The following is a 13,501-nucleotide window of genomic DNA, read 5'->3' as shown; positions in this document are numbered from 1 at the left end:
GAATACTTGCAGCGACCGTTCAGTTCGGCTTCACATATGCTGGCGGCATGGACATCGGCCGGTTGCGGACCCTGCGGGAGTTCGCCGACCGCGGCAGCGTGACGGCCGCCGCGAAGGCGTTGCACTGCACCCCGTCCGCGGTTTCCCAGCAACTGCGCGCCTTGCAGGGCGACGTCGGTCTCGCGCTCACGGAACCCGCCGGCAGAGGGCTGCGGCTGACCGACGCGGGCCGTGCGCTGGTCGCCCGCGCGGACGACGTGCTCGCCGCCCTCGAGCGGGCGGAGTCCGAATTGGACACTTACCGCAGTGCTCCGCGCGGCCGCGTCCGGGTGGCGATCTTCCAATCGGCCGGGCTGATGCTGCTGCCCGGACTGCTGCGTCGGACGGCGGAGTTCGACGGACTGGACATCATCGTGCGCGACATCGACATAACGCCGCCGGACGTTCCCGCGCTCGTCGCGGACTACGACATCGTGGTGGCGCACCGGGACGAGCACGCGCCGTCACTGGGCTCGGACCGGCTGGAGACCCGGCATCTGCTGCGTGAACCGCTCGACGTCGCGCTCCCGGCGGGGCATCGGCTCGCGAAACGCCGCCGCATCGAGCTCGCCGAACTGGCCGACGAACGCTGGATCAGCGTCAACGCCGGGTTCCCGGTCGACGACATCCTCCAGTCGCTGATCATCCGCACCGGGGTGCGCCCGCAGGTCGTCCAGCGCATCAACGATTTCCGCATCACCGAACGGCTCGTCGCCGCCGGGCACGGGATCGCGCTGCTGCCTCGGTACACGATGGACACTCGACGCGGCAGCGGGCTCGTCTGCCGTCCGCTCGCCGGGATCAAGGCGGCGCGGCACGTGGAGGCGGTCTACCGGCTCGGTGCGTCTTCGCGGCCGGCGGTGGCGAAGGTGCTCGACGCGCTCGCCGAAGAGGTCGCGGTGCTCACGGGCGAGCGTGCCTCTTCAGGTGCTCCAGCGCGATCTCGAGCGCGTCGGCGATCGGCGTGATGTCGTGCCGGACGTTGGCCATCAGCAGGCCGCCCTGGACGCAGGCCATCGCCGCCTGCGCGAGCCTGCCAGGGTCGGCGTCGTCGGCGAGTTTTCCCCTTTCTCGCAGGGTTTTCAGTCCGCGTTCGAGATGTGATTCCCACTCCCGGTAGGCCTTGTCGAGCAGTGGCGCCATCTTGGGGTCGTCACCGAGTTCGCCGGTCAGGTTGCCGAGCGGGCAGGCTATCGGCCCCTGGGGCGTGGTCTGGACGGCCAGGATCTCACTCGCCCACTGGTCGAAATCGGCCCAGTCTTCCAGCTCGAAGATGGTCGGCTGGTTGCCGAGGATCTTCTCGAGAAAGCGGGCGATGACCGCCTCGACGAGTTCGTCCTTGTTCTTGAAGTAGTGGTACATCTGCGATTTCCCGGCGCCGCTGGCCGCGAGCACCTTGTCGACGCTCGTTCCGGCCACGCCGTTGACGTACATCAGTTCGGCGGCCGCGTCGACGATCGCGTCCCGCGTCAGCCGCCCTCGCGGGGTCTTCGCCGGTTGACCACTCATGTACCGAATAGTACAGTCGGCTGCACTGTACCGATCAGTACAACCTAGGGAGCCGATTATGGGGGATCTCGACACCGAGTTGGCCGAGCTGCGCGGCTCGGTCACGAGCCACGTTCCGGCGGAGATGGCCGAAGTACTCAAGGCCGACCGCGAAACCTTCGTCGGGATGGTCGTCGAAGCGGCCGCGAAGCCGGGAGCGGCCATGCCGGATCTCATGCTGCCGGACGCCGGCGGCGATCAGGTCCGGGTCGCGGACGGGCCCGCGGTCGTCGTGTTCTATCGCGGCGCGTGGTGTCCGTACTGCAACCTGGCCTTGCGCGCGTATCAGCGGGAACTGGTGCCGGAGCTGGAGAATCTGGGCGTGAAGCTGGTCGCGGTCAGCCCGCAGCTTCCGGACGACTCACTGTCCACCAAGGATCTCGAGTTCGCCGTACTGTCCGATGTGGACAACAGACTGGGGCGCGCGCTCGGCATCACGTTTCGCCTGGCGCCGGAGACGAAGCCGGCCTTCGACACGCTCATCGGCGACGTCGAGAAGATCAACGGCGCGGCGGACTGGGAACTGCCGTACCCGACCGTCCTGGTCGTGGACGGCGAAGGCGTCATCCGCTACATCGACGTGCACCCGGACTACACCACCCGTACCGCCCCGGCCGACATCCTGGCCGCCGTGAAGGCGCTTTAGAAGTACATGAAGGCCCCCTTCCTGTACCTGGGCGCAAGGAAGGGGGCCTTCATGTACTCGAGGCGTCGTGTCGCGACGAGGGCGAAGAAGCTAGCGGTTCGCCCGGTTCACGGCCGAGACGACGGCCCGCAGGGAGGCGGTCACGATCGACGGGTCGATCCCGATGCCCCAGTAGACCCGGTCGGAGATCGCGCACTCGATGTACGACGCCGCGCGCGCGTCGTCGCCCGGTGAGAGCGTGTGCTCGCTGTAGTCCAGCAGCCGCAGGTCGAACCCGACCGTCGACAGCGCGTCGAAGAACGCCGCGATCGGGCCGTTCCCTCGGCCGGTGACCTCGTGTTCGTCGCCTTCGACCCGGACGGTGGCGGTGATGTCGTACTCGCCGTCGCCGTTGTCCCTGACGTGCTGGCGGACCAGCTCCAGCGGCGTCTTCAGCTCCAGGTACTCGGCCGAGAACGCGTTCCACATCGTGGCCGGGTCGACCTCGCCGCCCTCGGTGTCGGTGTGACGCTGGACGACCTTGGAGAACTCGATCTGCAGGCGCCGGGGCAGGTCGAGCTGGTGCTCGGCCTTCATGATGTAGGCGACGCCGCCCTTGCCGGACTGCGAATTCACCCGGATGACGGCCTCGTAGTTGCGGCCGATGTCCTTCGGGTCGATCGGCAGGTACGGGACCTCCCACGGGTGCTCGTCGACCGGCGTCCCCGCCTTGTCGGCGGCGGCCTTCATCGCGTCCAGGCCCTTGTTGATCGCGTCCTGGTGGCTGCCGGAGAAGGCGGTGAACACCAGGTCGCCCGCCCAAGGGCTGCGTTCGTGCACCGGCAGCTGGTTGCAGTATTCGACGGTCCGCTTGATCTCGTCCATGTCGGAGAAGTCGATCTGCGGGTCGACCCCCTGGCTGTACAGGTTCATGCCCAGCGCGACCAGGTCGACGTTGCCGGTGCGCTCGCCGTTGCCGAACAGGCAGCCTTCGATCCGGTCCGCACCCGCCTGGAAACCCAGTTCGGCGGCGGCGATGCCGGTGCCGCGGTCGTTGTGCGGGTGCAGCGACAGGATCACCGAATCGCGGCGCTCCAGGCTGCGGTGCATCCACTCGATCGAGTCGGCGTAGACGTTCGGCGACGCCATCTCGACGGTGGCGGGCAGGTTCAGGATGACCGGTTTCTCCGGCGTGGGCTGCCAGATCTCCGTGATGGTGTTGCAGACCTCGAGCGCGTACGACAGCTCGGTGCCGGTGTAGGACTCCGGCGAGTACTGGAAGCGGAAGTCGGTGTCCGGCTGCTTCGCGGCGTAATCGACGACCAGTTCGGCGGCCTGCGAAGCGATCTTCGTGATACCGATGCGCTCTTCACGGAACACCACGCGGCGCTGCAGGATCGACGTCGAGTTGTAGATGTGGACGATCGCGCGCGGCGCCCCTTCGAGCGACTTGAACGTACGCTCGATCAGCTCGGGACGGCACTGGGTCAGCACCTGGATGCTGACGTCCTCCGGGATGGCGCCTTCTTCGATGATCTCGCGGACGAAGTCGAAGTCCGTCTGCGACGCCGCCGGGAAGCCGACCTCGATCTCCTTGTAGCCCATGCGGACCAGCAGGTCGAAGAACTTGCGTTTGCGCGCGGGCGACATCGGGTCGATCAGGGCCTGGTTGCCGTCACGCAGGTCGACCGCGCACCACAGCGGCGCGGTGTCGATGCGCTTGTCCGGCCAGGTGCGGTCGGGCAGCGAGATGTCCTCGACCACGTCGTACCAAGGGCGATAGCGGTGTACGGGCATGGAAGTGCCGCGCTGGGTGTTCCACGCGGCCTGTTCGGAAGGGGCCGGGCGCGTGGGCTTGCGGATGCTCATGAGCGGAGGTTCTCCTGAAGAATCGGGTGCGACGACCGGCACCACGAAGCCCCGCGACGGGGAGCCGGTCCGATCAGGCCCCGTCGCGGCAGCGAAGCAGGAGAGCTCGAGCCACGACGTCACCTTAACCGCGAGATCTCCCGAAAGGAAACCCGGGCCGCGATCGAACCGTGACCACCGGGGCGCCCATTCGGGTTACTCGCGGGTAGCAATCGGACCAGGAGGCGTGCCACACTGCCCGGCATGGGCGAGCACGCTGAAGAGAAGGAAACCGCTGATCAGAAGACCCTGCGCAAGATCGACTGGCGCGCCGGGGGCGGGCGCGCGGCCGGGATACTGGCGAGCGTCGTCCGCTGGGTCGGGTTGATCTTCGCGGCCATCCTGGTGCTGCACGTCGTCTTCGTGATCGGCGAGGCGAATCCCGACAACGGCATCGTGTCGTTCGTCCGCGGCTGGGCCGACGGGCTCCTGCTGGGCTTCAAGGACCTCTTCATGCCCGAAGACGCCAAGCTCCGCGTGCTGATCAACTACGGCGTCGCCGCGATCTTCTGGATGGTCGTCACGGGGATCCTCGCGAAGATCATCCGTCGCGTCGGCGGCACGAGCTAGCCGACGCCGAGCCGCTCGTAGGCCTCGACAGCGGCTTTCGGGTCGTCAGCCTGGAACTTCACGACGCGGACGGTCTCGGTCGCGCCGAGCGGCCGGGTCACCGTGATCGGTTCGCGTAGTTCGACGACCAGGTTCGTCTCGTAGAAGTTGTCGTGGCTGACCCAGGTTTCGTCGCGGAACGCCTTCGTCTTGGCGGGGTCGTGGCTCTCCTGCACCTGCCGCAGGCCGACGACGTTGTCCCGCGGGATCCGCACGTCGTAGAACGAGCTGTAGCGCACCCGGAGCTCACGAGACGAGAACACGTGCGGCCGGACGACGGTGCCGGCGTAGACCCCGAACATCAGCAGCGCCGAGTACACGCCCAGGACGAGCAGGAGCAGGTCGACGATCAGGCCGAAGTCGAGCAGCCAGAACAGGCCAGCTTCGACGGCGCTCACCACGGCCAAGACGATGAAGATCGGCTTGCCGTTTCCGCCGTACGGCACCGCGACGGCGTCTCCGCCGACGCCGTCCTTACGACCTCTCAGATAGAGCCAGAGGCCCGCCATCGTGCGTGATTCGTTGCGGACGAGACTGCGTAAAGCCCCCATGTCCCCAGGTTACCGATCGAATCGCGTCAGGATCTTCAGCGCGTCGGAGGAGCCCGGATCCTTCGGTGTGTAGATCTCCAGCCGGTGGTCGGGGCTGTCGGGCTGGACCCACACCTGGTAGTCGACGCTCACCGTGCCCACCGTCGGATGCCGGAGATGCATGGCGCCGACGGTGCAGTCGGCGACGTCGCCGGTCGCCCAGAGGGTCGCGAACTCGTCGCTGCGCATCGAAAGTTCACCGATGAGCGCGGCCAGCCGGGCGTCGGTGGGATGGCGGCCCGCGGTCAGCCGCAGATAGGCGACGTGGACGCGGGCGAGTTCGGCCCGGTTCCGGTGCAGGTCGCGGGTGAGCGGGTCGAGGAAGAACATGCGTGGCAGGGAAGGCCGCCGCTCCGGATCGGCCGGAGCGGCGAAGTCGAGGTGTTCGGCCATGAGCGCGTGCCCGGCGTGGTTCCACGCGAGCACGTCGCCGCGACGGCCGAAGACGAGCGCGGGCACGGCCTCGCCGAGATTCTCCAGCAGCGCGAGGACCCGGGGATGCGGATCTTCCTGGCCGGGGTCGGACAGCTTCGGGAGCGGGGACTGCCGGGCGAGGTTGTGCAGGTGGCCGGTCTCGACGTCGTCGAGCCGGAGCGCGCGGGCGAGCGCGCCGAGCACTTGCCGTGAAGCGGTTTCGGCCAGGCCCTGCTCCAGCCGCGTGTAGTACCCGGCACTCACCCCGGCGAGCTGGGCGAGTTCCTCGCGGCGCAGGCCGGGCACGCGACGCGAAGTGCCATAGGTGCGCAGGCCGAGTTCGGCGGGAGTCACCCGGTCGCGACGGCTCTTGAGGTACACGCCAAGGCTTTCCATGACCCCGAGCCTAGGTTTCCGGGGCGGCGCCGTGGGTGTACCCGCCGGGTGTACCCACACCACGGGGATGGCTGCCGCGGTGCCGCGCGCGCACCGTCGATGCCATGACACGACAGCGTTCCCGGGCCTGGTTCGGCCTGCTGGTGATCCTTTGCCCGGTCTTCCTGGTCTCCATAGACGGCTCGATCCTGTTCCTCGCGATGCCCAGGATCAGCCAGGCACTCACCCCGACGGCCGATCAGGCGCTGTGGATCCTGGACGTCTACGGGTTCGCGGTCGGCTCGCTGCTGGTCGCCTTCGGCGCCATCGGCGACCGGTACGGCCGTCTGAAGCTGCTGATGATCGGCGCGGCCGTGTTCGGCATCGGGTCGGCGGGCGCCGCGTTCGCCCCGAATCCGGAGACGCTGATCGTGTTCCGTGCCCTGACGGGACTCGCGGGCGCGACGCTGCTGCCGTCCGCGCTGGCCGTGCTGAGCGAACTCTTCACCGATCCTCGGCGACGGGCTCAGGCCATCGGGGTCTTCGCCGCCGCGTTCGCCGCCGGTTTCGGGATCGGCCCGGTCGTCGGCGGGGTCCTGCTGGAGCGGTTCTCGTGGGGATCGGTCTTCCTGGTCAACCTGCCGGTGATCGCGGTGTTCCTGGTACTCGCGCCGGTGCTGCTGCGGGAGGTGCGGGCCACAGGGCAGGGACGTGTCGACGTGCTGAGCGTGGGGCTCTCCGCCGCCGGTCTCTTGCTCGCGATCCACGGGATCAAGCACACTGCCGCCGACGGTCCGTCCGTCGGCGCGGTCTTCGCGGGGATCGCCGGAGCGGTGCTGCTGGTGTGGTTCGCCCGGCGTCAGCGCGGCCTCGATCACCCGCTGGTCGACTTCTCCCTGTTTCGCGACCGCGTCTTCACCCTCGCGATCGTCACCGGGCTGCTGCCGCTGGCGGCGTGGTCGGCGGCGGCGTACCTGTCGGGCATCCACCTGCAATCCGTGCTCGGCCTGCCCGTCCTGCACGCGGCACTGCCGGCCCTGCCCGGGGCGGCCGTGCTCACGATCATGTGCGTCGCCACGCCCGCGCTGGTCGACCGGATCGGCAAACGCGCGGCGCTGGCCGTCTGCCATTTCTCCATCGCCGCCGGGCTCGCCCTGCTGCTCATGACCGGTGTCACCGGCGGAGTGGGCTGGTACGTCGCCTCGACGGTGGTCGCCGGTGTCGGCTACGGCATCTCGTTCAGCGTGGTGGCCGACACGGCCGTCGCCGCGGTGCCCGCCGAGCGCGCGGGCGCGGCGAGCGCGATCGCCGAAACGAGCAACGAGCTCGGCAACGCGCTGGGCATCGCGCTCATGGGTTCGCTGGCCGCGCTGGTGTTCCGCCTGGCGGGCCCGGATCTCGCGCCCACGCTCGGCGAAACCCTCCAGCTTCCCGGTATCGCGTCCACGATCGTCGTCGACGCGAAGGAGGCGTTCGTCGCGGGTCTGCACGCCGCGGTCGCCGTGCTGAGCCTGCTGCACGCCGGACTAGGGACGCTCGCCCTGCGATGGCTCCCTCACTCGGGGAAAGCGCTTGTGCCCCAGGCGTCGGCGTAGGCGAAATCGGCCAGCGGGACTCGCTCACGCGGTGCCTTCTCGCGCTCGATCCGCCAGTCCTCTTCGAGTACCGAGGGGTCCGCGGGCGAGCCGACGGCGATGGCGATCTTCGGGACGACCTCGTCGGGCAGCCCGAAGAAGTCCTTCGCCGCTTCGGGGGAGAAGCCCGCCATCTGGTGCGCGATCAGGCCGAGGTCGACGGCCTGGAGCACGAGGTTCTCACTCGACAGCCCCAGCCCGTACTCGGCGTAGGGGACGTCGCCCTTCTCGTTCGTGGTCACCATCACGCCGATCAGCAGGAGCCCGGCGCGCTGGGCCCACGCGCGGTTTCCCGAGTCGAGCGTCGAGAGGATGCGGTCGTACGACGGTGTGCCGCGTAGCCCGACCAGGTAACGGGCGGGCTGGGTGTTGCCGAACGACGGCGCCCAGCGGGCCGCTTCGAGCAGCGCGCGGAGCTGGTCTTCGGTGACGATCGCTGACTCGTCGTAGGCACGCGGGCTCCAGCGATGGGCCAGGATCGACGCGATCGGGGTACTCGTGTCGGCGGGTTTGCGCATGGCCGGACGATAGCAAGAGGTGCTCTCCGTCACTAAAGTGAAAGCCCTCCGACTATTCCGTTGGTGTCAAGGAAGATTTACTTCCCGGGGTCCTCGAAGCGGTGGTCAGGACCACTTATGAGGGTGGCGAGCGTGCTCGGCCCCGGTAGGCTTCGCTCAAATAAGGGACGCGGGGGCTCCTCGGTGCCCACCAGGAGCACGCCCGGCCCGTCGAGGAGGTTCGGGCGTGGCCCTCGTGGTCCAGAAGTACGGCGGTTCGTCGCTGGAAAGCGCCGACCGGATCAAACGCGTCGCGGAACGCATCGTCGCCACCAAGAAGGCGGGCAACGACGTGGTCGTCGTCTGCTCCGCCATGGGTGACACGACGGACGAGCTGCTCGACCTGGCTCAGCAGGTCAACCCGGCGCCGCCGGAACGCGAGATGGACATGCTGCTCACCGCGGGTGAGCGCATCTCCAACTCACTGGTGGCGATGGCGATTTCGGCACAGGGCGCGGAGGCGTGGTCGTTCACCGGCTCGCAGGCCGGTGTGGTGACGACGTCGGTGCACGGCAACGCGCGGATCATCGACGTCAGCCCCAGCCGCGTGACAGAGGCCCTCGACCAGGGCTACATCGCGCTGGTGGCGGGTTTCCAGGGCGTGTCGCAGGACACCAAGAACATCACCACCCTCGGCCGCGGCGGTTCGGACACCACCGCCGTCGCGCTGGCCGCGGCGCTGAACGCCGACGTCTGCGAGATCTATTCCGATGTGGACGGTGTGTACACCGCCGATCCCCGGGTCGTGCCCGACGCCCGCAAGCTGGACACCATCGCCTACGAGGAGATGCTGGAGCTGGCCGCGAGCGGGTCGAAGATCCTGCACCTGCGCTCGGTGGAGTACGCGCGCCGCTACGGCGTCCCGATCCGAGTCCGTTCTTCCTACAGTGACAAGCCGGGCACCACGGTGACCGGTTCTATCGAGGAGATCCCCGTGGAACAAGCGTTGATCACCGGTGTGGCGCACGACCGCTCCGAAGCCAAGATCACGGTGACCGGGGTGCCGGACCACGCCGGCGCCGCCGCCAGGATCTTCCGGGTGATCGCCGACGACGAGATCGACATCGACATGGTGCTGCAGAACGTGTCCAGCACCGTCTCGGGCCGCACCGACATCACCTTCACGCTGTCGAAGGCCAACGGCGCCAAGGCCGTGCGGTCGCTGGAGAAGATCAAGGCGGACATCGGCTTCGAGTCGGTCCTCTACGACGACCACGTCGGCAAGGTGTCGCTCGTCGGCGCGGGGATGCGGTCGCACCCCGGTGTCACGGCGACGTTCTGCGAGGCGCTCGCGCAGTCGGGCGTCAACATCGAAATCATCAACACCTCGGAGATCCGGATCTCGGTACTGATCCGGGACGCGCAGCTCGACGACGCGGTGCGCGCGATCCACGAGGCGTTCGAACTCGGCGGCGACGAAGAAGCCGTCGTCTACGCGGGGAGTGGTCGCTGATGCCGGAAGGTCTGCGGGTAGGGGTCGTCGGGGCGACCGGTCAGGTCGGCGGCGTCATGCGCCGTCTGCTGGCCGAACGGAATTTCCCGGTCGCCGAGATGCGGTACTTCGCTTCGGCGCGGTCCGCCGGCTCGAAGCTTCCTTGGCGGGACGAGGAAATCGTCGTCGAGGACGCGGCGATCGCGGATCCGTCCGGTGTGGACATCGCGCTGTTCTCCGCCGGTGGCTCGACCTCGAAGGCGCAGGCGGAGCGGTTCGCCGCGGCCGGCGCCACGGTGATCGACAACTCGTCCGCGTGGCGCATGGACCCGGACGTCCCGCTGATCGTCAGCGAGGTCAACCCGGAAGCGATCAAGGAAGCGCGCAAGGGGATCATCGCGAACCCCAACTGCACCACGATGGCCGCGATGCCGGTGCTCAAGGTGCTGCACGCCGAAGCCGGCCTGGTGCGGCTCATCGCCAGCACCTACCAGGCGGTCTCCGGCAGCGGTCTCGCCGGTGTCGAGGAGCTGGAAGGCCAGCTCGCCGCGTCGGTGGCGAACGCGGGAGCGCTGACCCTCGACGGCGCGGCGGTGAGCTTCCCCGAGCCGAAGAAGTACGCGCGCCCCATCGCGCACAACGTCCTCCCGCTCGCCGGATCCATTGTGGACGATGGCGAATTCGAGACGGACGAGGAGAAGAAGTTCCGCAACGAGAGCCGCAAGATCCTGAGCATCCCGGAGCTCCGGGTCTCCTGCACCTGTGTGCGGGTGCCGGTGTTCGCCGGGCACTCGCTCTCGATCAACGCCGAGTTCTCGCAGCCGCTTTCGGTCGCCCGCGCGACCGAGCTGCTGACCGGGGCGCCCGGCGTGGAGCTGTCGGACATCCCGACGCCGTTGCAGGCCGCCGGTCAGGACCCGTCGTACGTCGGGCGGCTGCGGCCGGACCCGGGTGTCGAGGGCGGCCGAGGCCTGGTGCTGTTCGTGTCGAGCGACAACCTGCGGAAGGGTGCGGCGCTCAACGCCGTGCAGATCGCGGAACTGGTCGCGGCGGACTCCTGACGCCCACCCGGCCCGATACCAGCGTCTCTGCCTTTATCCGAGTACAGGAAGGCCCCCTTCCTTGCGCTAGACGCAGCGAAGGGGGCCTTCACGTACTCGGGAAGATGTGTGCCGCGCCGTCCAGCGGAAGGTCCACCGCGTGACGTCCGGCGGCCGTCAGCAGCGCGCGCAGCGGCGCGGTGTCGGTCGTCTTCGGCCGGGCGCTCGACCGTGAACAGGGTCTTCGGCGGGATCCAGCCGACCGGGACGGTGACGAGGCCGAGCTTCACCGCCGCGAAGACGTCGTGCCGCAGCGCCGGCACCTCGAGCGCCACGATCCCGCCCACGTACCCCCGGCACCGAGCGCCCATTGTGCCCGAAGCACCCGTGAGCGCGGGGCACTTTTCGAATACGATCGACGACTGTCCACTGTGGATATCGTTATTGCCTTGTCCGGTTCACCCGGTCCGGGCATCCTCAAGGACGGCAAACGTTCTCCACGAAGGGAAAGTCATGTACACGGCGGTCGAAGGCTCGCGGGTGCCGATCCGGATGTGGGCCGACCCCACGTCGGTCGAGGACCAGGCCATGCGGCAGCTGCACAACGTCGCCAACCTGCCGTGGGTGCACGGCGTCGCGGTCATGCCCGACGTCCACTACGGCAAGGGCGCGACCGTCGGCAGCGTGATCGCGATGCGCGACGCGGTGTCCCCGGCTGCCGTCGGCGTGGACATCGGCTGCGGGATGAGCGCGGTACGGACCTCGCTCACCGCCGCCGATCTGCCCGACGACCTGCTGAAGCTCCGCCGCCGGATCGAATCGGCCGTCCCGGTCGGCTTCGGCCTGCACAAGACCCCGGTGAACCCGGCGAAGGTGCACGGGGTCGGTGGCTGGGACGCGTTTTGGCGGTCCTTCGGCGACCTGCATCCCGGCGTCCAGGACCTGCACGACCGCGCGTCGCGTCAGATCGGGAGCCTCGGCGGCGGCAACCACTTCATCGAGGTCTGCCTCGAACAGGGCGGCGACGACGAAGGCCGCGTGTGGCTGATGCTGCACTCGGGTTCGCGCAACATCGGCAAGGAACTCGCGGAACGGCACATGGCCGTGGCGCGGAAGCTGCCGCACAACGCGGACCTGCCGGATCCGGACCTCGCCGTGTTCGTCGCGGGCACGCCGGAGATGCGGGCGTACCGGCGAGACCTGTTCTGGGCGCAGGACTACGCGGCGCGCAACCGCGCCACCATGGTCGCGCTCGTGAAGCAGGCGCTGAAGGACGTCGTCCCGCGGACGACGTTCGACGACGCGATCTCGTGTCACCACAACTAGGTAGCAACACCGCGCCGACCAGCGGATTTACGTTTACGAGCGTCTGCGAGTCTGTGTCAGATTACGCGACTGTATCCCCTGGTCAACCGGCAGATTGACGCGACCGTTTGCGATCTTGTGCGATTGCCTGCGAGTCGACGTCTGCCCCAGATTCTGCCCCAGCATTCGAGGTCTGCCCCAGACCGCCCGCAAGCACGGTGAGTTGCGGGTATGCGGCGAGCGCCGTCGTAAGTTTCATCCGCGCGGCCGACGTCTGCTGCACGTACTCCTGTGCCATGTCGAGGGTGGAGTGTCCGAGGATCTCGGCAATCTGGAACGCATCGAGCCCGCCCTCAGCGGCACGCGTAGCCCATCCTCGACGGACGGCGTACGGGCTGCGCCGGGACACCTTGGCCTTTTCTGCGGCGTTCTTCATGTGGTAGCCCATCGTGTCCGGGTGCATGATCCGCCCGCGCACCGTCAAGAACACCAGAACGCCACTGCACGGCAAGCCGTCGGTATGGACGAATCCGCATCCCTTGCTTTCGTCGCGCGCGGCGATGCGACGTGCAGCGATCTCACATGCCCGGTCGGTCAGCGGCACCGACCGCACGTCGCCGTCCTTCGGGTACGGGCGGATGATCCCGCGCCGCTTGACGAACGTCTCGGCGACCAGCATCCATCCGCGGTCCAGGTCGACGCGATCGGAGTGCAGACCGCACAGCTCGCCGGGGCGCAGACCGGTTTCGAGCCCGAACTCGAGGGCATCTCGGTAGTCCTCGCGAAGGTGCGTCCGCATGGCCGTGTTCGCCTTGGTCGAAAGGTAAGGTTTGGCCTTCTTGTGTCTCTTCGGGAGTTTAATTCCGGCGAGCGGCGATGCCATGAGGATCTCCGCTTTCAGCGCTGCCTTAATCGACACGTTGAACACGCTGAAAATGCGGTGCACATAACCGGGGGACATGCCGGGGCGCACCTTGAGATCCCCTTCTTGCACCCAAAGGTCAACAGCCTTGAAGGAAATGGCGTTTAGGGGGACGTCACCCCACTTGGGGAGAAGATAGTTCTTGACAATGCCCGCCTCGGTAGAGGCGGTGTCCGTGTCGTCAAAGGTGCGCTTCTCTGCCAGGCGATCCCACCATTCGCCCCACGGGGTCGTCGCCGCGATCGGCACTTCGGAAGGTGCAGCCTTGCGGCGCGCGTCGACTTCCTTTTCGTTCGCAGCATTCTTTGCCTTTGTTTTGGTCTCGTAACGAACGGCCTTCCCGTTGAGGTCCTTTACATACTGCTTCTTACCCGCGCTATCGCGGTAACCGCCACGGAAACCACCTCCGGGGTACGGATCGGCCCAAGGCATTTCTCGACCTCCTATGTGTTCTGCGTTGCAAAAGCCGGGGGAGAGCGGCTCGACCGTGGCGCCGCTCTCCC

The 13,501-nt window shown here is 67.9% G+C and carries 12 protein-coding genes and 1 pseudogene; 7 read left to right on the top strand and 6 right to left on the bottom strand.

The window, feature by feature from the left end; genetic code table 11:
• The first annotated feature begins 47 nt into the window (after nucleotides 1–47).
• On the top strand, nucleotides 48–1,007 hold the full coding sequence (locus P3102_RS35525) for a LysR family transcriptional regulator (protein ID WP_276365034.1): 960 nt from the start codon (nucleotides 48–50) through the stop codon (nucleotides 1,005–1,007).
• On the opposite strand, the gene P3102_RS35520 is transcribed toward P3102_RS35525, so the two are convergent.
• The gene (locus tag P3102_RS35520) at nucleotides 943–1,548 is read right to left on the bottom strand and encodes a TetR/AcrR family transcriptional regulator (protein WP_276365033.1); all 606 of its coding nucleotides are present in this window, start codon (nucleotides 1,546–1,548) and stop codon (nucleotides 943–945) included. The genes P3102_RS35525 and P3102_RS35520 overlap by 65 nt on opposite strands.
• Nucleotides 1,549–1,606: 58 nt before the next feature.
• Between P3102_RS35520 and P3102_RS35515 the strand changes: the two genes are divergently transcribed.
• Nucleotides 1,607–2,233 (top strand): peroxiredoxin-like family protein, encoded by a 627-nt coding sequence (locus tag P3102_RS35515; RefSeq protein WP_276365032.1) that lies wholly within the window; start codon nucleotides 1,607–1,609, stop codon nucleotides 2,231–2,233.
• A 90-nt stretch (nucleotides 2,234–2,323) separates the two neighbouring features.
• Here P3102_RS35515 and leuA read toward each other — a convergent pair whose 3' ends face one another.
• The gene (gene leuA / locus P3102_RS35510; protein ID WP_276365031.1) at nucleotides 2,324–4,081 is read right to left on the bottom strand and encodes a 2-isopropylmalate synthase; all 1,758 of its coding nucleotides are present in this window, start codon (nucleotides 4,079–4,081) and stop codon (nucleotides 2,324–2,326) included.
• A 243-nt stretch (nucleotides 4,082–4,324) separates the two neighbouring features.
• Here leuA and P3102_RS35505 point away from each other — a divergent pair, with 243 nt between their 5' ends.
• Nucleotides 4,325–4,690 carry a hypothetical protein gene (locus P3102_RS35505; RefSeq protein ID WP_276365030.1) on the top strand — a complete coding sequence of 122 codons (366 nt, stop codon included), beginning with the start codon at nucleotides 4,325–4,327 and terminating at the stop codon, nucleotides 4,688–4,690.
• On the opposite strand, the gene P3102_RS35500 is transcribed toward P3102_RS35505, so the two are convergent.
• Both P3102_RS35500 and P3102_RS35495 read right to left on the bottom strand, forming a co-directional pair.
• Complete coding sequence (locus P3102_RS35500; RefSeq protein WP_276365029.1) at nucleotides 4,687–5,280, bottom strand: hypothetical protein; 594 nt, start codon at nucleotides 5,278–5,280, stop codon at nucleotides 4,687–4,689. The two genes, P3102_RS35505 and P3102_RS35500, sit on opposite strands and share 4 nt — an antisense overlap.
• A gap of 9 nt (nucleotides 5,281–5,289) precedes the next feature.
• Nucleotides 5,290–6,129, bottom strand: a complete 840-nt coding sequence (locus P3102_RS35495) for a helix-turn-helix transcriptional regulator (protein WP_276365028.1) — start codon at nucleotides 6,127–6,129, stop codon at nucleotides 5,290–5,292.
• 104 nt (nucleotides 6,130–6,233) lie between these two features.
• On the opposite strand from P3102_RS35495, the gene P3102_RS35490 reads away from it, so the two are divergent.
• Nucleotides 6,234–7,703, top strand: a complete 1,470-nt coding sequence (locus P3102_RS35490) for an MFS transporter (protein WP_276365027.1) — start codon at nucleotides 6,234–6,236, stop codon at nucleotides 7,701–7,703.
• On the opposite strand, the gene P3102_RS35485 is transcribed toward P3102_RS35490, so the two are convergent.
• Nucleotides 7,664–8,260: a nitroreductase family protein gene (locus P3102_RS35485; RefSeq protein ID WP_276365026.1), complete on the bottom strand. Its 597-nt coding sequence runs from the start codon at nucleotides 8,258–8,260 to the stop codon at nucleotides 7,664–7,666. The genes P3102_RS35490 and P3102_RS35485 overlap by 40 nt on opposite strands.
• Nucleotides 8,261–8,486: 226 nt before the next feature.
• On the opposite strand from P3102_RS35485, the gene P3102_RS35480 reads away from it, so the two are divergent.
• The 3 genes and pseudogenes from P3102_RS35480 to P3102_RS35470 all read left to right on the top strand — a co-directional run.
• Complete coding sequence (locus P3102_RS35480) at nucleotides 8,487–9,752, top strand: aspartate kinase (protein ID WP_276365025.1); 1,266 nt, start codon at nucleotides 8,487–8,489, stop codon at nucleotides 9,750–9,752.
• The gene (locus tag P3102_RS35475; protein ID WP_276365024.1) at nucleotides 9,752–10,792 is read left to right on the top strand and encodes an aspartate-semialdehyde dehydrogenase; all 1,041 of its coding nucleotides are present in this window, start codon (nucleotides 9,752–9,754) and stop codon (nucleotides 10,790–10,792) included. Before P3102_RS35480 ends, P3102_RS35475 begins: the two co-directional genes overlap by 1 nt.
• A gap of 492 nt (nucleotides 10,793–11,284) precedes the next feature.
• Nucleotides 11,285–12,094 (top strand): annotated as a pseudogene (locus P3102_RS35470) (RtcB family protein); the annotation flags it as partial.
• 85 nt (nucleotides 12,095–12,179) lie between these two features.
• Here P3102_RS35470 and P3102_RS35465 read toward each other — a convergent pair.
• Nucleotides 12,180–13,430 (bottom strand): site-specific integrase, encoded by a 1,251-nt coding sequence (locus P3102_RS35465; protein WP_276365023.1) that lies wholly within the window; start codon nucleotides 13,428–13,430, stop codon nucleotides 12,180–12,182.
• Nucleotides 13,431–13,501 lie beyond the last annotated feature (71 nt).

Source organism: Amycolatopsis sp. QT-25 (assembly GCF_029369745.1).
Lineage (GTDB): Bacteria > Actinomycetota > Actinomycetes > Mycobacteriales > Pseudonocardiaceae > Amycolatopsis.
Note: the sequence above shows the minus strand (reverse complement) of the source record. Positions and strands in the feature narration are given on the sequence as shown.

Excerpts from the sequence above, each read along its gene's own strand:
- P3102_RS35515 (WP_276365032.1), top strand. The coding sequence starts at position 1,607 with ATGGGGGATCTCGACACCGAGTTGGCCGAGCTGCGCGGCTCGGTCACG.
- P3102_RS35520 (WP_276365033.1), bottom strand. The coding sequence starts at position 1,548 with ATGAGTGGTCAACCGGCGAAGACCCCGCGAGGGCGGCTGACGCGGGAC.
- P3102_RS35490 (WP_276365027.1), top strand. The coding sequence starts at position 6,234 with ATGACACGACAGCGTTCCCGGGCCTGGTTCGGCCTGCTGGTGATCCTT.
- P3102_RS35525 (WP_276365034.1), top strand. The coding sequence starts at position 48 with ATGGACATCGGCCGGTTGCGGACCCTGCGGGAGTTCGCCGACCGCGGC.
- P3102_RS35495 (WP_276365028.1), bottom strand. The coding sequence starts at position 6,129 with ATGGAAAGCCTTGGCGTGTACCTCAAGAGCCGTCGCGACCGGGTGACT.
- P3102_RS35485 (WP_276365026.1), bottom strand. The coding sequence starts at position 8,260 with ATGCGCAAACCCGCCGACACGAGTACCCCGATCGCGTCGATCCTGGCC.
- P3102_RS35505 (WP_276365030.1), top strand. The coding sequence starts at position 4,325 with ATGGGCGAGCACGCTGAAGAGAAGGAAACCGCTGATCAGAAGACCCTG.
- leuA (WP_276365031.1), bottom strand. The coding sequence starts at position 4,081 with ATGAGCATCCGCAAGCCCACGCGCCCGGCCCCTTCCGAACAGGCCGCG.
- P3102_RS35500 (WP_276365029.1), bottom strand. The coding sequence starts at position 5,280 with ATGGGGGCTTTACGCAGTCTCGTCCGCAACGAATCACGCACGATGGCG.
- P3102_RS35465 (WP_276365023.1), bottom strand. The coding sequence starts at position 13,430 with ATGCCTTGGGCCGATCCGTACCCCGGAGGTGGTTTCCGTGGCGGTTAC.
- P3102_RS35475 (WP_276365024.1), top strand. The coding sequence starts at position 9,752 with ATGCCGGAAGGTCTGCGGGTAGGGGTCGTCGGGGCGACCGGTCAGGTC.